This window comes from Vibrio renipiscarius (genome assembly GCF_000827885.1).
GTDB classification, from domain to species: Bacteria; Pseudomonadota; Gammaproteobacteria; order Enterobacterales; family Vibrionaceae; genus Vibrio; species Vibrio renipiscarius.
Window position 1 is genome coordinate 302,246 of the sequence record NZ_JTKH01000003.1, and the last position, 23,560, is coordinate 325,805.

18 protein-coding genes and 4 tRNA genes are annotated in these 23,560 nt (G+C 46.4%); 4 read left to right on the plus strand and 18 right to left on the minus strand.

What is annotated here, in order from left to right; translation table 11 throughout:
* Positions 1 to 7 precede the first annotated feature (7 nt).
* The 7 genes from phnR to OJ16_RS01680 all read right to left on the minus strand — a co-directional run bounded on the left by phnR (position 8) and on the right by OJ16_RS01680 (position 9,601).
* Entirely contained in the window at positions 8 to 718 is a 711-nt protein-coding gene (phnR, locus tag OJ16_RS01650; RefSeq protein ID WP_040986717.1) for a phosphonate utilization transcriptional regulator PhnR, read from the minus strand.
* A gap of 222 nt (positions 719 to 940) precedes the next feature.
* Positions 941 to 2,473 carry an efflux transporter outer membrane subunit gene (locus tag OJ16_RS01655; RefSeq protein WP_040986718.1) on the minus strand — a complete coding sequence of 511 codons (1,533 nt, stop codon included), beginning with the start codon at positions 2,471 to 2,473 and terminating at the stop codon, positions 941 to 943.
* A gap of 14 nt (positions 2,474 to 2,487) precedes the next feature.
* On the minus strand, positions 2,488 to 5,559 hold the full coding sequence (locus OJ16_RS01660) for an efflux RND transporter permease subunit (RefSeq protein ID WP_052810419.1): 3,072 nt from the start codon (positions 5,557 to 5,559) through the stop codon (positions 2,488 to 2,490).
* 9 nt (positions 5,560 to 5,568) lie between these two features.
* The gene (locus OJ16_RS01665; protein WP_408063495.1) at positions 5,569 to 6,654 is read right to left on the minus strand and encodes an efflux RND transporter periplasmic adaptor subunit; all 1,086 of its coding nucleotides are present in this window, start codon (positions 6,652 to 6,654) and stop codon (positions 5,569 to 5,571) included.
* 105 nt (positions 6,655 to 6,759) lie between these two features.
* Positions 6,760 to 7,641, minus strand: a complete 882-nt coding sequence (locus OJ16_RS01670; protein WP_040986722.1) for a LysR family transcriptional regulator — start codon at positions 7,639 to 7,641, stop codon at positions 6,760 to 6,762.
* A gap of 145 nt (positions 7,642 to 7,786) precedes the next feature.
* Entirely contained in the window at positions 7,787 to 8,338 is a 552-nt protein-coding gene (locus tag OJ16_RS01675; protein WP_040986724.1) for a GNAT family N-acetyltransferase, read from the minus strand.
* A gap of 321 nt (positions 8,339 to 8,659) precedes the next feature.
* Entirely contained in the window at positions 8,660 to 9,601 is a 942-nt protein-coding gene (locus OJ16_RS01680; protein WP_040986726.1) for a LysR family transcriptional regulator, read from the minus strand.
* A 144-nt stretch (positions 9,602 to 9,745) separates the two neighbouring features.
* Here OJ16_RS01680 and OJ16_RS01685 point away from each other — a divergent pair, with 144 nt between their 5' ends.
* Together OJ16_RS01685 and OJ16_RS01690 are read left to right on the plus strand one after the other, a co-directional pair.
* On the plus strand, positions 9,746 to 11,086 hold the full coding sequence (locus OJ16_RS01685) for an MATE family efflux transporter (RefSeq protein ID WP_040986728.1): 1,341 nt from the start codon (positions 9,746 to 9,748) through the stop codon (positions 11,084 to 11,086).
* 21 nt (positions 11,087 to 11,107) lie between these two features.
* A complete protein-coding gene (locus OJ16_RS01690) occupies positions 11,108 to 11,557 on the plus strand; it encodes a hypothetical protein (protein WP_040986730.1) in 450 nt (149 codons plus the stop codon).
* Here the strand turns inward: OJ16_RS01690 and OJ16_RS01695 are convergent.
* Positions 11,546 to 12,580: a LacI family DNA-binding transcriptional regulator gene (locus tag OJ16_RS01695; RefSeq protein WP_040986732.1), complete on the minus strand. Its 1,035-nt coding sequence runs from the start codon at positions 12,578 to 12,580 to the stop codon at positions 11,546 to 11,548. The genes OJ16_RS01690 and OJ16_RS01695 overlap by 12 nt on opposite strands.
* Before the next feature lie 219 nt (positions 12,581 to 12,799).
* Here OJ16_RS01695 and OJ16_RS01700 point away from each other — a divergent pair, with 219 nt between their 5' ends.
* On the plus strand, positions 12,800 to 13,720 hold the full coding sequence (locus OJ16_RS01700; RefSeq protein WP_040986734.1) for an aminoimidazole riboside kinase: 921 nt from the start codon (positions 12,800 to 12,802) through the stop codon (positions 13,718 to 13,720).
* 169 nt (positions 13,721 to 13,889) lie between these two features.
* On the opposite strand, the gene OJ16_RS01705 is transcribed toward OJ16_RS01700, so the two are convergent.
* From OJ16_RS01705 to pheS, 3 genes are all read right to left on the minus strand, one after another.
* Positions 13,890 to 14,918 carry a DUF4238 domain-containing protein gene (locus tag OJ16_RS01705; protein ID WP_040986736.1) on the minus strand — a complete coding sequence of 343 codons (1,029 nt, stop codon included), beginning with the start codon at positions 14,916 to 14,918 and terminating at the stop codon, positions 13,890 to 13,892.
* Positions 14,919 to 15,181: 263 nt separating this feature from the next.
* Positions 15,182 to 17,587, minus strand: coding sequence for a phenylalanine--tRNA ligase subunit beta (gene pheT, locus OJ16_RS01710; protein WP_040986738.1), 2,406 nt, complete (start codon positions 17,585 to 17,587; stop codon positions 15,182 to 15,184).
* Between the two features lie 18 nt (positions 17,588 to 17,605).
* Positions 17,606 to 18,589 (minus strand): phenylalanine--tRNA ligase subunit alpha, encoded by a 984-nt coding sequence (gene pheS, locus OJ16_RS01715; RefSeq protein ID WP_040986740.1) that lies wholly within the window; start codon positions 18,587 to 18,589, stop codon positions 17,606 to 17,608.
* 252 nt (positions 18,590 to 18,841) lie between these two features.
* On the opposite strand from pheS, the gene OJ16_RS01720 reads away from it, so the two are divergent.
* A complete protein-coding gene (locus OJ16_RS01720; protein WP_040986742.1) occupies positions 18,842 to 19,327 on the plus strand; it encodes a GNAT family N-acetyltransferase in 486 nt (161 codons plus the stop codon).
* A 182-nt stretch (positions 19,328 to 19,509) separates the two neighbouring features.
* On the opposite strand, the gene OJ16_RS01725 is transcribed toward OJ16_RS01720, so the two are convergent.
* The 7 genes from OJ16_RS01725 to uvrY form a co-directional block, all read right to left on the minus strand.
* A tRNA-Gly gene (locus tag OJ16_RS01725) sits at positions 19,510 to 19,585 on the minus strand.
* 14 nt (positions 19,586 to 19,599) lie between these two features.
* A tRNA-Leu gene (locus tag OJ16_RS01730) sits at positions 19,600 to 19,686 on the minus strand.
* 84 nt (positions 19,687 to 19,770) lie between these two features.
* Positions 19,771 to 19,846 (minus strand) — tRNA-Gly (locus OJ16_RS01735).
* Between the two features lie 50 nt (positions 19,847 to 19,896).
* Positions 19,897 to 19,970 (minus strand) — tRNA-Cys (locus OJ16_RS01740).
* Positions 19,971 to 20,212: 242 nt separating this feature from the next.
* On the minus strand, positions 20,213 to 20,770 hold the full coding sequence (pgsA, locus tag OJ16_RS01745; RefSeq protein WP_040986744.1) for a CDP-diacylglycerol--glycerol-3-phosphate 3-phosphatidyltransferase: 558 nt from the start codon (positions 20,768 to 20,770) through the stop codon (positions 20,213 to 20,215).
* A 75-nt stretch (positions 20,771 to 20,845) separates the two neighbouring features.
* Positions 20,846 to 22,678 carry an excinuclease ABC subunit UvrC gene (gene uvrC, locus OJ16_RS01750; RefSeq protein ID WP_082030200.1) on the minus strand — a complete coding sequence of 611 codons (1,833 nt, stop codon included), beginning with the start codon at positions 22,676 to 22,678 and terminating at the stop codon, positions 20,846 to 20,848.
* Positions 22,678 to 23,322, minus strand: coding sequence for a UvrY/SirA/GacA family response regulator transcription factor (gene uvrY, locus OJ16_RS01755; protein ID WP_040986748.1), 645 nt, complete (start codon positions 23,320 to 23,322; stop codon positions 22,678 to 22,680). Before uvrY ends, uvrC begins: the two co-directional genes overlap by 1 nt.
* Between the last annotated feature and the right edge of the window lie 238 nt (positions 23,323 to 23,560).

The following is a 23,560-nucleotide window of genomic DNA, read 5'->3' on the forward strand; positions in this document are numbered from 1 at the left end:
ACTGGTGTTAATTCTCGCGACAAAGCTCTGAAACTGACTCAATGCTGATGCCATCATGACGCCAATATTCGACTTGGCAATCGATGGTGTTTCCTTGCGCATCTTTGTGCGTACGCTCAATCTTCATCGCGGGTGTACCCACCGTTGCTCGTAATGCCTGAGCAATCTCCCCCGATAAAATGCTGATCGAAACGTGATAATGAACTTGATGGTACTCCATCGAATAATGCGCTCTGTACGCTTGCGTCAACGAAGTGGTGAGATCCAATTGTAACAAGTTAGGACAGCGTTCTGGATGAACGTAGTTGGTTACGTGAGCGACTGGGCGAGACTCTAGACAGCGCACGCGTTCAATACAAAAAACATCTGAAAACGGCGCTAAATTTAGGAGACGCGAAGAGTCTTTGTTGGCCAGCATCGCTTTTGCGCTGAGCACGACGTTGCTGGGTACTCTATTTTGCGCTAAAGCGAGATCATAAAAGCCCAATGGTTGGGATGGGTTATAGCGCAGCGGGTTAGGCGCAATAAACCAACCTCGGCGATCTTCACGATAGAGGCGTCCTTCGGCTTCCAATAGTGACAAAGCCTCACGTAACGTGACACGAGTAGTAGAAAACGACTCCGCGAGTTTGCGTTCAGAAGGCAATTTCTGCCTCGCAGAGAGCATGCCTGATTCAATTTGTTCTACGATCGCATCTTTAATTTTTACGTATTGCACGAGCCATCCCTATCATTGTTCACGTTAACGACAGCATTCATGGTTTCTGCCACCTAACCGCTTAACGCATTAATCACTCGGAATATTACCGCAAAAACGCCTGTCGATATATGACTATCCAAGAAACAAACAATGTTATCGATGGGAGAATTCACCTCAAATAAAACAATCGCTTACGAACTACTGCCGTGCCGAAAGCGATCATCTTGCCTCAAAACAGACCTATTGCGTTTGCCAATCCCCGCCTAACGATTTATACACGCCAACCGTGACTTGCGCCGCCTGCAAACGCGCCGCAAGTTGCCTGTCTTCCATCGCGCGTTGTTGTCGTTGGGCATCAAGTACCGACAAGTAATCAATCAAACCCGCGTTGTACAGCGAACGCGCTTTTTTCAAAGCGAGGTTGGAAGAGGCCACTGCTTGAGCAATCGACTGCTCATTTTCTTGGCTACGGCCATAAGCAAACAAGAGTGAATCCACCTCTGTCATCGCCGAATCGACAGCGTGTTGATAGCCCATCACCGCATTATTAAGCCGAGCTTCATTCAACTCAACCATTGCCTCTCCTCGCCCACCATCAAATACGTTCCAACTTATCCCTGCCGAACCAACCCAGCCAAATGAATCACTGCTGAATAAGTCGTCAAAGCTACTCGCGGAGACACCTGGCGCGCCGGTTAAGAAAAACTTGGGATAACGATTCGCCACCGCGACCGCGACGTCTTCATTAATTGCCGCCACTTCTCGCTCCGCCATTTGAATGTCGGGTCTGCGTGTTAACAAATCAGAAGGCAGTCCGACAGGTACAACCCCTTTTATCGTGGGTAAGCGGTCACTCTTGGCGAGACGGATATCAATTTGAGTCAGTGACTCTCCCAATAGTGTCGCCAACCTTTGTTTATGGACTTGCTGCGCGATCTCTAACTGAGGCATCAATGAACGTGTTGCGGCCATCATCGCTTGCGCCTGAGCAAGATCCAAATCCGAACCATACCCACTACGAACCACTTTTTTCACCAGTTCAGTGGTTTCTTCTTGATCGGCAATATTGGCTTCTAGTAACTGCATGCGCTCTTGTGCACCAAGGTATTGCAAGTAGTTATGGATCACGTCTGCGGTTAGCAATGTCGTTAAGCCACTTTGATAAATCTGCGCTTGTTCAACTCGAATTTGCGCCGCGTTCGTTTGGTGATCAATACGGCCGAACAGATCCAACTCCCAAGCGATTGAAGCGCCAACAAACCCACCATCATGCTGATTATCGAGCAATGTCGCACTGCCCAATTCAGGAGGAAGCATGGGGGCGCTATCGCCAATAGGATTTAACGCCGGCCCTAACAACGAATCATTTTGACTCAATTGATAATTCACATAACCGGCACCAACATTGACGGTCGGCACTTTAAAAGAGGCGACCACCGACTTGTAACTATTGGCCATCTTGATCCGCTCAGCGGCCATTTTCAACGGGATGTTTTGGTGTTGAACATCCTCGATCATCGTATTTAATGTCGTATCGCCAAACTGATACCACCAACGCTCGCCAGCTTGTCCGATCCCCTGTTTTTGATGATCAAGATCGTTCATGCTCTTCTCTTCCTTAGAGAGATCCGCATACAGATAACTTTCAGCCATTGTCACCATCGGTTGCTGATAAGGTTGCTGATAGTCCGGACCAACGGCGCATCCGGTTAAAAAAAGAGACAATGCCAGTGGGGCAAGCCTTAACGTCTTGCTAAGCGGTAAGTGTGTCATGATTCTTACTCCCATTAATTCGATGTATCGGCAGAAGGCAGCATTTGTGTACCTTCGCTTGGCTGTGGTGCCTCGTCTTTGTAAGCCAAGCGATAAAGCGCAGGCATCACGAACAAAGACAACACGGTGGCCGCGGCTAACCCACCAATAATCGTGGCGGCCATTTGATCGAACAATAAATCGCTAAGAAGTGGAATCATCCCCAACGCCGTGGTTAATGCCCCCATTGAAATGGCCATTGTACGGTTAATCGTCGCCTCTTTAATTGCATCGGATAACGAGCGACCATTGGATCTTTCAAGCTCAATTTGGTCCATTAGCACGATGCCATTTTTGATGATCATCCCCATCAAGGTAATCGCCCCGATCAACGCCATAAACCCAAAAGGCTTATCAAACGCCAGCAAAGCGAAGGTGGCTCCCGTTGCGGCAAGAGGGATGATGGAGAAAATAATGACTGGCTGTTTGAAGCCATTAAACATCGCCACCAAAATGATCACCATAATGACCAGCGCCTTCGGTAACTGTTGAATAATGTCCGACACCGCTTTGTGCTCATCGTAATACTCACCGCCCCACTCCATGCTGTAGCCTGGAGGTAACGCGATCGCTTCAATTTGTGACTGAATGTCATTGCGTACGTTCGCTGGCGTGCTTGAGCGATCAACACCGGCTTGGGCAGTAATGGTTTTCACCCGATCTCTTCGCCAGATCATGCTCTCTTCCATATTCAGCTCAAAGCCATCAACCACTTGCCCTAAAGGTACCGAATGCAAACCCAGCAATGATTTCACAGGGATCGTTTCTAACGATGCCATACTTTGATCTGGGCTACGCAATTGAATTGGAATCAACTCATCATTAAGCTTCATTTGCCCCAATGGCATGCCGTCCGACGCCCGTTTCATCGCAAAAGCGATGTCGGTTCGATTGATCCCAGCGCGGCGAGCGCGGTCTTGATTGATCATCGGCTCAAGCACTTTGCTTTGCTGTCGCCAATCGTCTCTAACGTATTTTGCATCAGGGTGGCTTTCCATTATCGCTTTCGCTTGATTGGCTAAATGATGCAACACCTGCGCGTCGGGCCCTGAGAATCGCGCCTCCACGGCGTACTTATCCGCAGTGGCTAACTTCAATGCTCTAAAACGAGGTTCAGCATCTGGAAATTGCTGAGAGACCCATTGATCGCCTCGTAAAACCAGATCCGAAATGCCCTGATAATCACGAGTATTAATCAGTATTTGGCCGTAAGCAGAATCAAGCGGCTCCGGCTCAACAGTCACCGAAAAGCGCGGCACACTCGCTCCAACAGAGCTTGAAATACTCACCACTTCTGGTTGCTCCATAAGCCATTGCTCTATGCGCTGCATATCTGCCGACGTTTGTTCAATTTTGCCGCCATTCGGCAGCCAATAATCAAAGAAAACGATGGAACGATCCGATTGAGGAATAAAGTTGACCGCAACCGAAGGGATTGCAAACACCGTCACAACCACCAAAGGAATAAGTGCAGAAAGGGCTTTTTTCGGATTATCCACCGTCCAACCCACCAAACGCTTGTAACCCTTGAATTTATCTTGGCCTTTGGCGAGATTGGGCTTAATAAACAACCAGCACATTAAAATGGTAAAGGTCATTGCCACCAGCCACGACAACAAAAGTGATGACGCGATGATATAGAAAACGGAACCGGCAAATTCCGCCGCATCGGTTTTTGAAAATAGCACTGGGCTGGCACCCATAATCGCGATAACCGTCGCGGCGAGTAACGGCAATCCTGTCTCTTTGACAGACTCAATCGCGGCGTGCGTGCGGTCAATCCCTTTATTGATTTTGACGATCATCATGTCCGTGATCACGATGGCATTATCCACCAACATTCCGAGCGCCAGAATGAAGGTGCCTAATGATACGCGATGCAAATCGATGCTGTTGATGTTCATGTAAGTTAACGTCAATAGAATCGTTAACAACAAGCTGCCACCGACAATGCTGGCACTTTTAAAGCCCATAAAAATAAGCAGCACCACAAACACAATCGCAACACTTTCAAGCAAATTGCCGACAAAGTTATCTATCGACTTCTGCACTTCATCCGGTTGATACGCAACGGCAGAAATATCGACGCCCAGTGGCAAACTCGCCTGATATTCGTCGATAATGGCACGGATCGTATCCCCCAATGACACCACGTTGACGCCTGCAACAGGACTCACGGCTAACGTGACCGACGGCACGCCGTTATATCGGTTCTCGGTTAGCGCTGGCGTTTTATAACCCATAGAAACGTCGGCAACATCGCCCAAACGCACCAAACCCGTCCCTAATTCACTCACGCCCCCTTTGATCACTAGGTTGCGAATATCATCGAGCGATTGAAACTCACTCCCTTGATGAATGCGGATGCGCTCGCGGCCAACATCAAACTGTCCGGCTTCATATGTCATGTTCTGACTGTTCAGTTGACTCCACACTTGCCCAAACGACACCCCGTATTGGGCAAGACGTTCATCGGGCATATCAATGTGCACCGCACGAGGTTGTACACCATGCAGTTCGACTTTCTTAATCCCATCAATGGTTTTTAAACGGCGCTGTAACTCTTCAGAATATCGGCGCAATTCTTCCGGTTTTGCATCGTCACTGTGAACTGCAAACAGCATGCCGTACACTTCCGAGAATTCATCTTGCACAATACTGATTTGAGCGGTACTCGGCAGTTGCAGTTTCACATCATCCACCTTGCGGCGAAGTAAATCCCACTGTTGCGGCAACTCGGTCGATTTTAAGCTTTCTTTGATGTCCACAAACACCATCGACATCCCCGGTGTAGACAACGAACGCAAGCGATTTAGCGCCCCCATTTCTTGCAGCTTAGTTTCAATCGTATCGGTGACTTGCAATTCAACCTCTTCGGCCGACGCGCCAGGGTATAAGGTCACAACAACCGCGGTTTTCACCGTAAAGCTGGGGTCTTCCAACTTGCCCAGATCAAAATAAGAATAGATACCCGCAATAATACTGAGCGCGGTAAAAAAGAGGACAAAGGTTCTCTGACGAATCGCGAATTCAGCTAACTTAAACATGATTCATCCTTACTGTTGTCGAACAATAATGTGGTCAGCTTTATCGCCATCCGACAAATAATGGCTGCCACTCACGACAACGTAATCGTTGGCGTTCAACTCACCGACAACACACGCCTGATACGCGTCTAACGAGTTGAGATTCACTTCTGTTCGCACCACTGCGCTGTCGCGCACGACATTGACATGCATCTCGTCCTTCTGACCAATAAGGGCAGAATAAGGAAGGCAAAAGCCAGGATTACTTGGACCAATTTTGGTACTCAAAGAGACGGACTTACCTGGGAAGAGCGCGGTTTCACCTTGCTCAATGCGATAAGTCACGGTGTAAGTTTGCTTAATAAGATGGGGAAGCGGCGAAATTTCAGTGACGTACGCCGTGAGTGACTGCTCAGAGCGATACCACGAAACCTGGCCGATTTGGCCAAGCTCAAGAGAATCAATCAAGGTTTCAGGTACATCAACTTCGACCTCGAGTTGCGCATTATCTTGTAATGTCGCAAGAGCAATGCCCGGTAAAATCTGCTCATGCACCTCATAATCCACACGTCCAATAACACCATCAAATGGGGCTTTGATTTCGGTGTAAGCTAACGTATCGTGCGCACGCTGGATGTTTTTTTCCACCACCTTTACGGCCGACAAACTGCGCTCATAGCCACTTATCGCTCGGTCAAGATTAACCGGAGCAATGGCGTCATCGGCGGTCGCTTGTTTAACACGCGCTAATTCTGATTTTGCGAGTTTGTGTACCGATTGCGCTTCGAGCATTTTGGCTTCAAGCTCTTCGAGCGCGACTTGATAGTCATGCGGATCAAGCCGAGCGATCACTTGCCCTTGTGTGACTGATTGACCTTTTGTCACATAAATGTGTTCGATTGTACCCGGCACTCGAAATGCCAATGAGGTTTGCTCTTTTGAACGCACAACGCCGCTGAAATGTTTGCTCGCATTATTTTGGGTATCTGAAAGTTGCACAACTTGCAGCGCTTGCGGATTAAGACGGACCGTCGGTTCCACTTTTTTGGCTTGATTGCAGCCAGAAAGACTAACTGTCACGGCTGCGCATACTGTCGAAATAATGAGTTTATTGATTCTATTCATAGTCTATAACTCCATAATGTTAGAGCTATAATAATATTGAACAGTGTTCGAATAACTAGCGAACTGCATGACTTACTGTCACGTATTTCATGACAATTAGATCAGCTTAGGCATCTCTTGTAATAAATATTGAATCAATTTTCGACTGGCTTGGTTCAGCGTTCTTGGCTTGGGATAGAGTAAATATCCATGCTCATTAATCGAAGTATGGCGTGCTAATACGGGCACCAACGTGCCAGCCTGCAATTCTCTCGTCACCAAGATTTTCGGTAACGAAGCAATGCCTCTACCAGCGATCGCGGAATCTTTCAAAAACGCCGTACTGTTGGAGATCAGCTTTGATTCAATCGTCACTTCACCTTCTATAAAGCGCCATTTTCGATCAACTTCGCCAGTGGGCCAGCGAAAGCAAAGCACACGGTGTTGACGTAATTCTTCTAGCGTTTTCGGCTCACCACAGCGCTTAAGGTAATCAGGTGAAGCCACTAAATGGCGATCCAGCGTGAGTACATTGCGAGCAATCAGATCGGAATCAATGAGATTTCCGCCATGAAAGGCAATGTCTAGCCCTTGCTGATACATATCGATGAATCCGTTACTGATCACACGAATATCAAGTTCGATTTGCGGGTGTTGGTCCAAAAACTCAAACAAGATGGGCTGAATGATGTCGTGGGTTTCAGGCAAAATACCCAGTTTGATCTTACCTTGGATAATATGATCACACTGCGTAAGCGATTGATTGGCTTTATCGAACAACGCCAAAGCCTGCAAGATTTCGTGATAGTAAATCTCACCTTGATTGGTGAGAGAAAGGCTACGAGTGGTACGATGAAAAAGCGGGATGGAGAGATCGTTTTCTAAATCATTAATCCGCCGACTTACGTTCGCTCTCGGTAAATCCGATGCGTTGGCAGCCGCGGTAAAACTGCCCAGTTCAACCACTCTAACAAACAGTTTTAAGTCTTCGATTTTCACGTGTGTCACTTATCCCTAAATAACTACCCATACACAACTATCCGTAAACAACGGGGCCTACAGCATAAGTCACTGAGAATAAAACACTAGAGAGGGATAAGCAAAAGGCACGTTCACGCGCGCGAAAAAAAAAATAAGATACGATTTAAAAAAGATGACCCACTTGTGTCGGTTCAATTCTAAACAAGCAATGCGATTGTAATTCATGCCCATCACTGAGTTTAGGATGATTAAAATCCAACCGCGTATTCAGCATGCCAAGTCGTTTCATGACATTTTGGGACGGGATATTGATATTCGCACTAAATGAATACACTTCATCCACCCCGAGCACATAAAACGCATAACGTAATGCCTGCTCAGCCGCTTCTGTTGCGTAACCGTTATGCCAAAATTGGCGATCAATGCGCCAGCTGATTTCAATCAGTGGCACTCGTGGGATACCACTCTCACCGTCTTGAAGGTTAAGCCCCACAAATCCGATAAATTCCCCCGTCGCTTTTAACTCTACAGCCCAAAATCCCCAACCATTTTTATCAATGTCCGCGCGAATTTCATCGGCAAGCTGAGCGCTTTCAGATTCACTCAAGGTGCTGGGAAAGTATTTCATAACCTCTGGGTCTGCGCACATACGTGCGAAGTGAGGATAATCCTCATTTTCCCATTGACGAAGTACTAATCTTTTCGTTTCGAGCATTTATCTTTTGGCCTATCGGGTTTTCGAAATATCTAAATGAAAAGTGCAGCTTCTAAATGAAACTGATTTGATAGCACTATATCATTTTCACACATGAGACAGGATGTATTAGGTTAACTTTGTTGAAGAAAATCGACATTCAACACATAAATGGGCGTTGTTAATGTTCATCCTTACATCATGACAAATAAACTAAATCCTGACAGGCACTGCTATCTGTCAGCTGATTTATTAGTCACAAAATATAACCACACTAATACTAAAGTCTTTATTGCCCTTTTTCTCTTCCATCAAAAGATGACAACAGCGCGTGAAGTGCTTTTATTCAATCTGCCATTGGTACAACTCGGCGAGCGCTCTCAGGTTTTGCTCTTCTTGTTGGTTGATCGCTTTTAACCACATCAATAAGTCGTTGGCAATTGCGGAACTGTGGGGGCAATAGGCGAAATATTGCCAAGCGCTCGAGCGAATTGGGCTACCAATGGGCGTGCAAAGAAAGCCTCGCTTAAGCTCAGGTAAAACCAACATTAAATCCGTCACCGTCGCCCCCTGCCCCGCAAGGCAAGCGCTCAACGCGAGATCGAGACTCAAAAACGACGTATCTCTCGATGGCGTTGGGTATTGCTCCGTTAAGCGCGAAAGCCACACTTGCCAATCATAATGATCTTCTGTCGCGTGCAATCTTGGCATTTGTAATACCTCGCTCAGTCCTTGCATCTCAGAATGTGTTCCGGTGGCGTACACAGGCGCCATGAACTCCTCTCGCAAGAAAGTGACTTTGGGCTGCCCACGGTACCGTTCTGGTTGGCGAGTATTTAAGATCAAGACATCGCATTGTTCCTGCTGCAAATCAGGGTCTTCATCTATGGAAGGGATGATGACAATTTCATGGTCAGGATAACGAGCATTCAATTCCATCACTTTTGGGATCAATACGCGCGTCGCAAAGCTCAAGGCACTTTTGATGACTAGGCGTTTTTTAACGGGTCTTTGCCACTGTTCAAGCAACGTTTGCAGATCTTGATAGTTAGCGCGTAAAACATGAAAAAGATCACGACCTCGCTCGGTCAATTCGATCGAACGATGTTTGCGACGGATCAAAGCGGTATCCAATTCGATCTCTAACTGTTTAACCTGACGGCTCACGGCACTTTGCGTCACATGCAGTTCTTGTGCGGCTTGCGTAAAACTCATCAGACGGGCAACCGATTCAAACACTTTTAAGCTGTTGTGGCTGTAAGGCAGGTTTGGGTAAGATTTCATCCATTCACTCACATTACCTATAGTCATGCTAGATTGACACAAATCTCATTTGAAGGCCACGCCGATAAAACGTTAAATATGTCGCATTAACAGCAATCAAATAGCGACTAACGCTATATCCTCTTTTTTATTTACGAGCATTCGATGAGAAACATCCTCACTTTAGCATTCCCTCTTATCATCTCTCAGCTCATCTCTATGGCATTGGTACTCACCGATGTTTGGATGATGTCACGCTTGAGTATTTCGGCCTTAGCGGCGGGCGGACTTGGCGCGTCTATCTACTCTTTTGTCTTTATTGTGGCCAGTAGTACGATTGGGTGCGTAGCGAACCTTATTGCCATCGCGTATGGTCAGCGCGTCGCGCGACCAGATCATGGTAATCAACAAATTCGCTTTGCCATTAAAGGGGCAGTATTGCTTTCCGTCATGTTGTCCGCCGTGCTGATTACTTGCTTTAACTGGGCTCCGGAATTACTGCGCTTCGCGCAACAGCCAGAATCGGTCATCGACCCAGCCATGCAATATGTGAACGCTCTTAAGTGGGCGATGTTACCTTCCCTACTATTATTGGTGCTGCGAGGGCTCACCAGTGCATTTGGCAATGTCCGTTCGATCATGGTGATGTCGTCGCTCACTATTTTCCTCAATGTGCCATTAAGCTATTTGCTGGCATTTACGTTTGATTTTGGTCTTGCTGGTTTAGGCGCAGGTACCGTATTAGCGGCGAGTTTCGTCATGGTGGGTTACGCTTTTTGGGTATTTCAACGCGACGAATTTAAGGCATTTTCACCGTGGAAGAATGTGCATGAATATTCTTTCTCACTGCTCAAACCGTTGTTGGCAATGGGCTTGCCCATCGCTCTCGCAGCATTACTTGAGCACGGCCTCATTTATGGTGGAACACTGATGGCAGGCACTATTGCCGTCGCCGCCCTCGCCTTACACCAAATATTACTGCAATGTTTGAGCTTTACGTGGAATATCAATTTCGGCTTCGCGCAAGCCTCTGCCATCTTGGTGGGTCAACAATACGGGGCGCAAAACTACCGTGCGATCAAGCATATTGCCGTGCGCAGTTTTCTGTTAACGACGGTGATCAGTGTCGTCTTATGCGGCGGTTTTTTACTATGGCCTGAGTTTATCGCCCACCTGTTTAATCTCGATGAGCCATTAACCGCTCTGCTTTCGTCGGTATTGTGGGTGGTTGCCTTGTCTTTTATGGTCGATGCATGGCAACTGCTGGCGATCAATTTGTTGCGAGGAATGAAGATCGTCATTGGGCCAACCATTATTACCGCCGTGGGTTATTGGCTATTTGGCTTACCGGCCGCATGGTGGCTACTCAAACCTTATCAATTGACGGGTATTTGGGCTGGCATTGGGATTGGCCTTGCGGTCACTGGCGTGTTGCTGTTAGTGCAATTGATTGTGGCGATACGTCAACATGAGAAATGCAGCGAAAATGCGCAACTTGAGCATTAACGTGGGCGCAAAGAGATCAATATGAACGATACCGATATTGAATTTGAGCATATCATGCTTGAAATCCAAGCGTTGCGCTGGCCCATGGTTGAGCGCTTTATACTGAGCTATTTTTGTTTCGCTCACGGCTACGTAACAAAATCAGGGAAACCCGATTGGCAGCAAGCTCGTGAGCGATGCCCACGTTCAACTCGCGTGAGTTCAACCCGCCATGCCGAACTGGAGCCCCTAGTACCGATCGATACCATCGTCGGTGAATTGAAGCGTTACCATCGGGATGGGGAACTCACACCCCGTACTACACGACGTATCATTGACGGCTTGCTTCACTATGCCGTCATCACTCAACAAGAAAAACAGCAACTGCACCAACTGGGTCTAAAACAGGCGATGCCCGCCTCTTGGTATCACTCGCAAGAGAAAAATCCTTATGCTCGATTTGAGCGGGCAGACATCCATCTAGTTCCTTAACGATTCTGCCTCGTCAATGGTAGGTTTTGTACGGTAATGAACTTTGGCGGCGATCACCTCAGAATGGTGACTCGTCGTTGCACAATCAAGCTGAGCGAGCGCGTTATCAAACAAGGCTTGGGCGAGCGCTTGGCTGTCTTGTTCAATCGAATCAATCTTGATGGGTAAACAGTCGAGGATCGCATAGTGATCAAAGGTCGCTAACCGTACGGAATCATTCAATAGTTGATGCTCGCTTAAATAACGTAACACCCCTTCCAGCAGACTGTATGACGCGGTAAATACCGCTTTCGGTACTCGACCCAATTGATCGACAGCCTGCGCCATCATCGCGTAACCCGAATCGGCTTGATAATCTTGGCAGAACAACCACTGAGGATTGCATTCCATGTGCGCGCTTTTAAAAGCAGCCTGATAGCCCGCTAAGCGATCTTGGCTTGGGGAAAGCGCAAGTTGCCCACCAATAAAAATGCATTCTGCATTCTGTTTGATTAAATGGCTCACAACTTCCTCGGTCGCGGATTGAGCATCGGTTTTAATATTGATAAATGCACTGTCTGTAAACACGCGATCAAACAAAATAATCGGTAAGGCACGATTAAGCTGTCGATAAAAGTGATCGTCACTCATGGCGGACGCCACCAGCAAAATGTCCACTTGGCGCTCAATCAGGTTGTGTACCGCTTTCTTTTCCGTCTCGATGTCGTCGTTAGACGAAGCGATCAACAATTGGTAGCCCGCTTCACCCAGCATGAATTCGAGACTCTTCGCGATAGAGGCAAAACCCATGTTGGTGAGATCGGGAATAATCAAACCAACCGTAAATGTCTTCTTCGATTTAAGAGCGCGAGCATACAGACTGGGCGCATAATTGTGCTCACGTACGATGCGTTGCACTTTTTCAACCGTCTCCGCAGTAATTCGGTGCTTTTCTGCGTGTCCGTTAAGCACAAAACTGACGGTTGATTTTGATACCCCAGCCAAGAGTGCAATATCCGCGAGCTTAATTTTTGAGTTACTCATTCCCTTTCCACTGGTCGTCAAACTGCCGCAATCATAACGCTTGTCATTAACGCTGTCAGCGTAAGAAAAGCGGCGCGCTGCTCACCCGTTCACTAGAGATCGGCCACGATCACATTTTCACCCAAAAATGAGGGGGCGTTGAGCAACAAAGATTGATTTGCTAAACCGTTTTAGCAATCATATACGCATACTTACTGACTCTGCATAAAGGCAAGCAACATGAATAAAGTTTGGCTCACCGGTGACGCTGTCGTCGACCTTATCCCTGACACTGAACACACCTATTTAAAATGCCCAGGCGGCGCACCTGCCAACGTTGCTGTTGCGATCGCCCGCTTAGGCGGAGAGACGGCCTTTTTTGGGCGCGTGGGTCACGACCCTTTAGGTCGATTCATGAAGCAAACGCTCAATGACGAAAATGTAAACACCGATGCGCTGGTACTGGATGAAGCACAACGCACTTCAACGGTGATTGTCGATCTCGACGCCAGTGGCGAACGCAGTTTCACTTTTATGGTGAAGCCAAGTGCTGACCAATTTTTAGTGCCATCGGATGTGCCAGCCTTTGCCAGCGGTGAGTGGCTGCATGTTTGCTCTATCGCCTTGGCGAATGAGCCAAGCCGCAGCACGACGCTAGAGGCGATGACACAAATTAAGCAAGCCGGTGGCTTTGTCAGTTTTGATCCGAATTTGCGTGATGAAGTATGGGCGAATCCCAATGAGATGATTCCGGTTGTGCTTCAAGCGGTAGCGCTAGCAGACGTTGTGAAATTTTCTGATGATGAGCTGCTGTTTTTAACCGACACGGACACGTTAGAAGCGGGCTTAAACGCGATTGCACCGCTCAACAATACCTTAGTGCTGGTGACTCAAGGCGCGAAAGGCGCACTTGTGGTATTTAATGGCAGCCAAAATCTGATTTCAGGTCAAGCCGTTCAACCGGTTGATACCACTGGCGCAGGGGATGCTTTTGTCGGTGGTTTGCTTGCAAAACTGTCACAGCAGGTTGATTGGGCATCGGACAGCACTATCCGCCAGGCGGTCAATTGGGCCAATGCGTGTGGCGCTCTTGCCACGACACAAAAAGGGGCAATGACCGCCCTACCCACTCAAGCTTCGCTTATGGAATATATCGGCTAGAAACAAAAATGCCCCGCAACCATTGCGGGGCATTTTTTCACGGTAAAGTCGATCCCGCCAAAGGAACCATATCGTTTTTTCATCACAATATCGTTTGATCATTTTGAATTTAAATTGAGCAGATAGAGAGCACTTATCAGGCTTATTCTGCTTCATTATTGGTTAGCTCCTATTCTGACAAAAAAACTGGCAGCTCTTGAGTTTTGAGTTGCTTGTCTCTATACCCCACAAGCTTAGTGTATTTCTTAACTACAGATTCTTGAGAACCAAAAATATGCATATGAGCTTTCTCAGCTAACTTTGTATTGAGTTTTTGGACCATGCTTAAGTTTGCTTTAAGTACTCCTTTGGGATAATTGTTTGAGCTGCTGATTATCAATGCATATTTAGGTGATAGTGGATAATACAGGTCACATTCATTGACTGAAATTTGTTTTATTTCATCAGTAATAGACTCATGTACATTTACAACAGGCTGATCACTGGTAATAAATGGTTCTTCTGTATGGTTTATTAACATGCAGTAATTGTCAAAATGATTCGTTTGATAAAGGGATGCTCCAAAATTTTCACCAATTAAATAGTTACTAAACCATCGGCATTCCATTGATATCTTTGCTAGATATTGTTGGTTTTCTAATTTCTCTGGCATGCGGTTAGTCATTACGTTTGCTGTAGATTTAAACGACTTGGTTCTAGCAAATTGATGCCCAATAAAGTGACAAAAATGGATAAAGTTTGCTTCATTGTTTAATACTGATAATCGACCTTTAGCTAATTTTGATATTACGAATCTAGCTTTTTCCTCGTGTTCGGTATACTTGTTCTCAAGCCAATTCTCTTTTGCAGCTTTTATCTCTTGCTTAATTTCGATTGAGGCTGTTCCGTTTATCTCTGCAAGTTCCTCAAGATGCTGGAGAATTAGAAGTTCTTCCAGTAATTGTTGATGTTCCCGCTCTATTTCTGATGGACTAAGTGCTGCTAGCGCTTTAATACAAGCTATGTGCGCGTTGTTTAAATACTGTACTTTATAAAAAAACTTCTCTTTGGCTACTAATTTGGTGCTTTCGTATATTACTTTGCCTTTTGCAGTTACAAACCATACTTTTTTAGTATTTGACCAGTTTCTTAGGTAATGAGCCCAAACATAATGATGCTCTTTCTTAATCTGTAGGTGTTTGGGTAAACTTATTTGCAAATTTTTCTACCTTATTTGTCGTTTGTATTATGCGTAATTTAGAAATAAGACGTATTTTACCGCATTTAAAGTTCTGACATATGAGTCCTCAACACATTTCTGTCCAAAACCACGCCAGAAATTACTCAACATTCATATTCTGCGACGGTGATTCTATCAAGGTACTCACCCCATCTCGTCACGATATAAAATAATACCGATATAAAAAAACCCGCTTAATAAGCGGGTTTTTGCATTGCTGTAGCATCAAACTGTTGGAAAAATTAGTCGCGTAGTGCTGCGCCAAATTTGTCTGATACATGCGCGACGATCGCTTCTACCGCACCAGCGATATCTGCATCTTCAAGCGTACGCTCAACAGATTGTAGAGTAAGGGCAATCGCTAGGCTCTTCTTGCCTTCTTCCACGCCTTTACCTACGTAAACGTCGAACAGTTTCGCGTCTTTTAGGAACTCACCACCTTGCTCTAGACACGCGGCTACGATGTCGCCAGAAGCCACAGCTTCGTCAACAACCACTGCGATGTCACGACGGTTTGATGGGAACTTAGAAAGCGCAACCGCTTCTGGGATCACTTTAGTGTTGATCGCAGACCATTCGATTTCAAACACGATAGTACGACCGTTTAGGCCAAACTTACGCTCAAGCTCTGGGTGAACCGTACCAATAACACCGATTTCTTTGCCATCAACAACGATTGCTGCTGATTGACCTGGGTGAAGTGCTGGGTTCGCCGCTTTTGCTTCTGCAGAAAGCGCAGCAAAAGAGTACGCTTTGTCGTTTGCTGTTAGCTCAAGAACCGCTTCTAGATCACCTTTAAGATCGAAGAAATCAACCGTGTTGGTTTCTACGTTCCAGTGCTCTTCACCACGAGTACCTGCGATAACACCTGCAAGCATTGGCTCTTGGCGCATGCCGTTTTCAGCTGATTCACAAGGGATGAAACGCAGACCGTATTCGAACAAACGAACACGTGGTTGCTGACGTTTTTGGTTGTGAACAACCGTGTTTAGTAGACCTTGGATTAGGCCAAGACGCATCGCTGACATATCCGCAGAAATTGGGAATGGCAGAATTAGCGCTTCGATACCTGGAACAACCAGTTTTTGCTGCTCAGGTTCAACGAAGCTGTAAGTGATCGCTTCGTGGTAACCACGGTCAACAAGAAGGTTACGTACACGCTTAAGCGGTAGGTTTGCTTCTTTATGATCGTTCATGCTAAGCGCAGCAACAGGTGATTGGTTAGGAATGTTGTCGTAACCGTAGATACGACCCACTTCTTCAATCAAGTCTTGCTCAATCGCAATATCAAAACGCCATGTTGGTGCTGTCGCAACCCAACCTTCTGCATTCGCTTCTACAGCCATGCCTAGACGCTCTAAGATCTCAACCACGTCTGCATCTGCAATGTGGTGACCTAGTAGGTTGTCTAGTTTAGTGCGGCGTAGTGCAACTTGGTTTGCTTTTGGTAGATCGGCTTCAGATTCAACCGCAACCACTGGTGCAACTTCACCACCACAGATTTCAACAAGCAGTGCGGTTGCACGCTCCATTGCGTTAACTTGCAGTGCGTAATCCACACCACGTTCAAAACGCATAGAAGAATCTGTGTGTAGACCGTATGCACGAGCACGACCACGGATGTGGTCAGGGGCAAAGAATGCACACTCAAGCAGTACGTCTTTTGTTTCTGACGTCACACCTGATTGCTCACCACCAAAGATACCCGCAATCGCTAGCGCTTTGTTTTGGTCTGCAACCACTAGAGTGTCTGCATTTAGCTCTGCTTCGTTACCATCTAGAAGCGTCAGCTTTTCGCCTTGCTCTGCCATACGAACCACGATACCGCCTTCAATCTTAGCAAGATCGAATGCGTGCATAGGTTGGCCTTGCTCTAGCAGAACAAAGTTAGTGATATCAACAACAGGATCGATAGAACGAATACCACAACGACGCAGTTTTTCTTGCATCCAAAGTGGTGTTTCCGCTTGAACGTTAACGTTCTTAACGATACGACCTAGGTAACGTGGACACGCCGCTGGTGCTGTTACTTCGATAGCAATCGTGTCTTCGATAGACGCTGCAACCGCTTCAACTGAAGGCTCAGTTACGTCTGCACGGTTTAGTACGCCAACTTCACGCGCCATACCACGAATGCTGAAACAGTCAGCGCGGTTAGCGGTTAGGTCTACGTCTACGGTGACGTCGTCTAGGCTTAGGAATTCACGGAAATCAGTACCGATAACCGCGTCTTCTGCAAGCTCCATGATGCCTTCTGATTCCACGTCGATACCCAGTTCAGTAAATGAACAAAGCATGCCGTGTGAAGGTTGACCACGTAGTTTCGCTTTTTTGATTTTGAAATCGCCTGGAAGAACAGCACCTACCGTTGCCACAGCAACTTTGATGCCTTGGCGGCAGTTAGATGCGCCACAAACGATGTCTAGAAGCTCTTCTGCGCCTACGTCAACTTTCGTTACGCGCAGTTTGTCAGCATCTGGGTGCTGACCACATTCTACAACAAGACCGACTTTAACGCCGTTGAACGTGCCTGCTACTGGTAGTACGTCGTCTACCTCAAGGCCCGCCATTGTAATTTGGTGTGTTAGTTCGTCAGTGGTAACCGCAGGGTTTACCCACTCACGAAGCCATGATTCGCTGAATTTCATAGTGATGAACCCTCTGGATTACTTGAACTGTTTTAGGAAACGAAGATCGTTCTCGAAGAACGAACGTAGATCGTTTACGCCGTAACGCAGCATAGTGAGACGCTCAACGCCCATGCCGAATGCGAAACCAGAGTATTTTTCAGGGTCGATGCCTACGCTGCGTAGTACGTTCGGGTGAACCATACCGCAACCTAGAACTTCTAGCCATTTGCCGTTTTTGCCTTTCACGTCCACTTCAGCAGAAGGCTCTGTGAATGGGAAGTAAGATGGACGGAAACGCACTTCCACTTCTTCTTCGAAGAAGTTACATAGGAAGTCATGCAGCGTGCCTTTCAGCTGTGCAAAGTTCACGTTTTCATCAACCAGCATACCTTCCACTTGGTGGAACATTGGCGTGTGTGTTTGGTCGTAATCGTTACGGTAAACACGGCCAGGAGCGATGAAACGGAATGGTGGTTTGCCACTTTCCATGGTACGGATCTGTACGCCAGAGGTATGAGTACGAAGCATCAAGTCTGGGTTAAAGAAGAAAGTATCATGATCAGTACGCGCTGGGTGATCAGCGGCGATGTTCAGTGCATCGAAGTTGTGGAATGCATCTTCGATCTCAGGGCCAGACTCAGTGGTAAAACCAAGTTCGCCAAAGAATTGCTCGATACGCTCAACAGTACGAGTAACTGGGTGTAGACCACCGTTCTCGATGCGACGACCTGGTAGGGTTACGTCGATCGTTTCTTCAGCCAGTTTCGCTTCAAGCTCTGCACGTTGTAGTGCATCTTTGCGCGCAACGATAGCTTGTTGAACGACGCCTTTCGCTTTGTTGATCTCTTGACCAGCTTCGCGGCGTTCTTCTGGTGGCAGTTTGCCTAGGCTTTGAAGTTGAGTGGTTAACTCACCTTTTTTACCTAGATACTGAACACGCACTTCATCAAGTGCGACTAGCGACTGCGCAGCTTCAATAGCGGCACTCGCATTAGCAATGATCTCTTCTAGATGTTGCATCGTTTCCTCATCTACCTATGTCTTTGTCCGAGTCTAGCTTCGAAACAAACCACATAAGCGGTAGTGTCCATAAGCGTCCCGACAGGGATCTTGGGTCTTTAAATAGCCCTACATAGTAACGAATGCCAAGTCTAAATCCAATCGCAAATCACTATTCTCACTGCCTTTGCGTAAATTTTCATCTTTATGATTGAATGTGAGGAAATTCATGCCCATATCATGGCAATAATTCCCCCGATAAAGGACACCATCATGACGGTAACTGTCTTACCTATTACGACCGAGCAAGATGAAGAGATATCGCAAATAATCAAAAGGGTTGGTGCTGAATTTGGTGCTATTGGTGAAGGTTTTGGCCCAGCGGATGCCGAAGTGTCAGCGATGAGTCGTTATTACACCCTCGACAAGCGCAGCCTGTATTTAGTCGCCACCGTAAACGGCCATGTGGTTGGTGGTTGTGGTTTAGCGCCGTTTAACGATTCAGATCAGACATGCGAGCTAAAAAAACTGTTTTTATTACCTCAAGGGCGAGGATTGGGGTTAGGTAAAATGCTCAGTGAGCAATGTTTGACGTTTGCTAAACAGCAAGGCTTTACACACTGTTATCTCGACACGCTGGCGTCTATGCAGTCAGCCATTCGTTTGTATGAAAAATTGGGGTTCGAGCACTTAACTCAACCGATCGCAGGGACCGTACATGGCGGCTGTGACGTCTGGATGCTCAAAAACTTGTCATAGACCCACCCTTGCGGAGAATCACTGACTTTAGCCACATTTTCACTGTTAGATGGTGTGGCTGTTAGATTGTTTAGCTGCTCGCTAAGCAAAGAGCAATCATGCTAAACCCAAGATCGAAAAACAGTCCACTATCAAAAGCGACAGACGAAAAAAAACCTCGATATAATATCGAGGTTTAATTTTGGAGCGACACATCGGGTTCGAACCGATGACCTCAACCTTGGCAAGGTTGCGCTCTACCAACTGAGCTAGTGTCGCATAAAAGGTTTAGATGGTGCCCCGGGCCGGACTTGAACCGGCACAACGCGAACGTCGAGGGATTTTAAATCCCTTGTGTCTACCAATTCCACCACCAGGGCACACAAATCTAAATTTGTGAGGCTCTACTGTAAAGTAAGACACCATCGTGATATCGATTGTTGGTTAATCGCTATCATTTAATTTGGAGCGACACATCGGGTTCGAACCGATGACCTCAACCTTGGCAAGGTTGCGCTCTACCAACTGAGCTAGTGTCGCATTTTTATCACATTGCCATTTTCTTCATAGAAATAAATTCTAATAGAGAATGGAGGCGCCTCCCGGAGTCGAACCGAGGTCCACGGATTTGCAATCCGCTGCATAGCCACTCTGCCAAGGCGCCTTCGTTGTTCCTTCGAGCTTCACATTGCTGCGTTCCTCTTGGGTACGGGATGCATTCTACGGATTCGCCCCAATGAGTCAACACTATTTTTTGAATTTTAATTCGTTTGGCTAAATTACCACCAAAAGTGGCTAATTTGATTGTTTTTATATCTATATTGAATGGTAATCCAATGACTTTATTGGAAAAAGCCTATTGCTCCAGACAAAAAAAACGGGCCTAAGCCCGTTTCTCTAAAATCACTATTGATGTTCTTCACTCAATAAGTCGTCTTTCGCCGCCATCAAATACTGCGCCATCGACCAGTACGTCAGAACAGTGGCAATATACAGCGCTATGTAGCCTAGCCAAACCATCCAATCGTCGTAACGCCAGATAAGTACCCATAAAGCAAACATTTGCGCTACGGTCTTAAATTTACCGACCCACGAAACCGCAACGCTAGCACGCTTACCAATTTCTGCCATCCACTCACGCAGTGCAGAGATGATAATTTCACGACCAATCATGGTCACTGCAGGAATCGTTACCCAAATACTATGGTAATGATCCGTGATTAAGATAAGCGCCGTAGCCACTAATACTTTATCCGCGACGGGATCAATAAACGCACCAAAACGAGAGGTTTGACCCAATTTTCGCGCCAACATGCCGTCTAACCAATCGGTAAAACCGGCAACCCAAAATACCATGGCTGCAGCAAAAGGTGCCCAGCTATAAGGAAGATAAAACACGACGACAAAAACTGGTATTAAGAAAAGTCGTAGTAAAGAAAGAATGTTAGGGATGTTGAAACGCATATATATTGACTCTTATCGTTTGCGTATAGTGCTGTTTACTGCCTAAAAACAGGCTCACATGTTGCTGGATTTTCGTTATTGTTTCAATGCTTGATAAATATTTTCTGCTAAAGAATGACTTATCCCCGGTACTTTGGCGATTTCTTCAACACTGGCTCGTTTCAACTCCTGTAATCCACCCATATATTTCAGTAGCGCTTGACGTCGTTTAGGCCCTACCCCTTCAATGCCTTCAAGAGGACTTGTGCGTCTTGTTTTACCGCGTTTTGCTCGGTGGCCTGCAATCGCATGATTGTGGCTTTCATCGCGGATATGCTGCATTAGGTGGAGCGCTGGCGCATCACTTGGTAAATGAAATTCGTCTCCGTCGGTTGTAATCAACGTTTCCAAACCCGGTTTACGAGTGACGCCTTTCGCGATACCAATCAAACGCGGTCGCTTTGGCCAATCTTGCCAATGTTGAGCAATGATGTCATGGGCACGATTAAGTTGCCCTTTACCCCCATCAATAAACACGATATCGGGTATTTTTTCTATCTCTAATTGCTTAGAGTAACGTCGTTCCAACGCTTGCCCCATCGCCGCGTAATCATCACCACCGGTAATGCCAGTGATGTTGTAACGTCGATACTCTTGCTTCACCGGTCCTTCTTGGTTAAACACCACGCATGAAGCAATCGTGCTTTCACCCATCGTATGCGATATATCAAAACACTCCATACGCTGGATAGAATCTAACCCCAATAACTCCCTCAGCTCTTTGAAGCGCTGTGAAATCGTCATCTTATGGTTAATTTTACTGGTCATCGCCGTCAGTGCGTTCGTATTCGACAGTTTTAAATAACGAGCCCGGATGCCCGTTGGATTAACATGAAACTGGACTTTGCGACCTGCGATACTCGATAACGCCTCTTGTAATGGTGCGACATCATCCAGCAACCCTTGATTTAGGATAATACGCGTTGGCATCGTACGAGCTTCATTATGACTCAAATAATACTGGCTCAAAAAACTGTAGAACACTTCCTGCTGACTGGTGTTGCGCGGAATTTTAGGAAAATAGCTACGGCTCCCCAACACCTTACCCTGACGAATCATCAGTATATGGATGCAAGCGATGCCATTTTCTTGCGCAAAGCCAAGTACGTCCATGTCATCCATCGTATCATCGGAGACAAATTGTTGTTCTTGAACACGGCGAATCGCTTGAATTTGATCACGAAATTTGGCGGCCTGCTCAAATTTTAGTGCGTGACTGGCCTCCTCCATTTTCCCAATCAAGGTTTCAAGCACTTGCTTATCTTTGCCCTGAAGAAACAACCGAACATACCCCACCAACTCCGCATAATCCTCATCCGAAATAATCGTGCTTACGCACGGTCCAGCGCAGCGGCCAATTTGGTACATCAAGCAAGGCCGAGTCCGGTTGCTATAAACCGTATCTTCACACTGACGGACAGGAAATATTTTTTGAATGAGGTGTAACGTTTCACGCACCGCTCCTGAATCAGGATACGGGCCGAAATACTCGCCTTTTTTCTTTTTTGCGCCACGGTGCATCGACAATCGAGGATGCTTGTGGCCACTAATGAAAATATAAGGGTAGGATTTATCATCACGCAGCAGCACGTTGTATTTAGGCAAATACTGCTTGATGTAATTGTGTTCGAGGATCAGAGCTTCTGTCTCGGTGTGGGTCACCGTGACATCTATTTTTGCGATATGACTGACAAGCGCACGCGTCTTCTCACTGTCTATCGTTTTGCGAAAATAACTAGAAAGGCGTTTTTTGAGATCTTTTGCTTTACCGACATAAATAACCACCAACTCGGCGTTATACATTCGATAAACGCCGGGTTGGTTAGTCACTGTCTTTAAGAAAGAGACAGAATCGAAAATAGGGCTCACTACAATGTCTCTGTATCGAGCATCCCATGTCGAATGGCAAGGTGCGTTAACTCAACATCACCACTGATATTCAGCTTGGCAAACAATCGATAACGATAACTATTAACCGTTTTTGGGCTCAGGCTTAATTGCTCTGAAATATCAGTTACTTTCTGCCCTTTCGTAATCATCATCATGATTTGCAACTCGCGCTCAGACAGATCGGCAAATGGATTTTCCGATGCTGGAGAGAATTGGCTTAACGCCATCTGCTGAGCAATCTCTGGCGATATATAGCGTTGGCCGCTATTCACCACTCGAATGGCATTGACCATTTCATCTGGGGCAGCACCTTTGGTTAAATAACCAGCAGCGCCAGCTTGCATCACTTTCGTTGGAAACGGATTCTCCGTATGAACAGTTAAAACGATAATTTTCACATCTGGATTGAAACGTAATATTTTCTTGGTTGCTTCTAAGCCACCAATGCCAGGCATATTCATATCCATTAGTACGACGTCAGAATGGTTGTTACGACACCATTTTACCGCCTCTTCACCGCTTTGAGCTTCCCCTGCTACGTTCATGCCACGGACGTCTTCAATAATACGTCGTATCCCTGTGCGAACCAGCTCGTGATCATCTACAAGGAAAACACTTATCAAACTTGTATCTCCACACTATGTTACTTGCTATGTGACTTAATTTTGTATCGGCTGACACGGGCAGCAGAAACAAATCGAGTCGCCTAGTTTAACGTAAAAAATGAAATTTTCACTACTTTGATGAATATGTGCCGAAACACTAAGTTTAGCAAGTACTAATTTTTAGTTCTGATGACGTAGTAGCAAAGATCATTTTTATCAACGAATTAGCACTAATAGTTTAGGTTCGCTAGCAATT

Excerpts from the sequence above, each read along its gene's own strand:
- OJ16_RS01720 (WP_040986742.1), top strand. The coding sequence starts at position 18,842 with ATGACGGTAACTGTCTTACCTATTACGACCGAGCAAGATGAAGAGATA.
- OJ16_RS01695 (WP_040986732.1), bottom strand. The coding sequence starts at position 12,580 with ATGAGTAACTCAAAAATTAAGCTCGCGGATATTGCACTCTTGGCTGGG.
- pgsA (WP_040986744.1), bottom strand. The coding sequence starts at position 20,770 with ATGCGTTTCAACATCCCTAACATTCTTTCTTTACTACGACTTTTCTTA.
- OJ16_RS01655 (WP_040986718.1), bottom strand. The coding sequence starts at position 2,473 with ATGACACACTTACCGCTTAGCAAGACGTTAAGGCTTGCCCCACTGGCA.
- pheT (WP_040986738.1), bottom strand. The coding sequence starts at position 17,587 with ATGAAATTCAGCGAATCATGGCTTCGTGAGTGGGTAAACCCTGCGGTT.
- OJ16_RS01660 (WP_052810419.1), bottom strand. The coding sequence starts at position 5,559 with ATGTTTAAGTTAGCTGAATTCGCGATTCGTCAGAGAACCTTTGTCCTC.
- OJ16_RS01690 (WP_040986730.1), top strand. The coding sequence starts at position 11,108 with ATGAACGATACCGATATTGAATTTGAGCATATCATGCTTGAAATCCAA.
- OJ16_RS01680 (WP_040986726.1), bottom strand. The coding sequence starts at position 9,601 with ATGAAATCTTACCCAAACCTGCCTTACAGCCACAACAGCTTAAAAGTG.
- OJ16_RS01675 (WP_040986724.1), bottom strand. The coding sequence starts at position 8,338 with ATGCTCGAAACGAAAAGATTAGTACTTCGTCAATGGGAAAATGAGGAT.
- pheS (WP_040986740.1), bottom strand. The coding sequence starts at position 18,589 with ATGCAACATCTAGAAGAGATCATTGCTAATGCGAGTGCCGCTATTGAA.
- OJ16_RS01685 (WP_040986728.1), top strand. The coding sequence starts at position 9,746 with ATGAGAAACATCCTCACTTTAGCATTCCCTCTTATCATCTCTCAGCTC.
- OJ16_RS01700 (WP_040986734.1), top strand. The coding sequence starts at position 12,800 with ATGAATAAAGTTTGGCTCACCGGTGACGCTGTCGTCGACCTTATCCCT.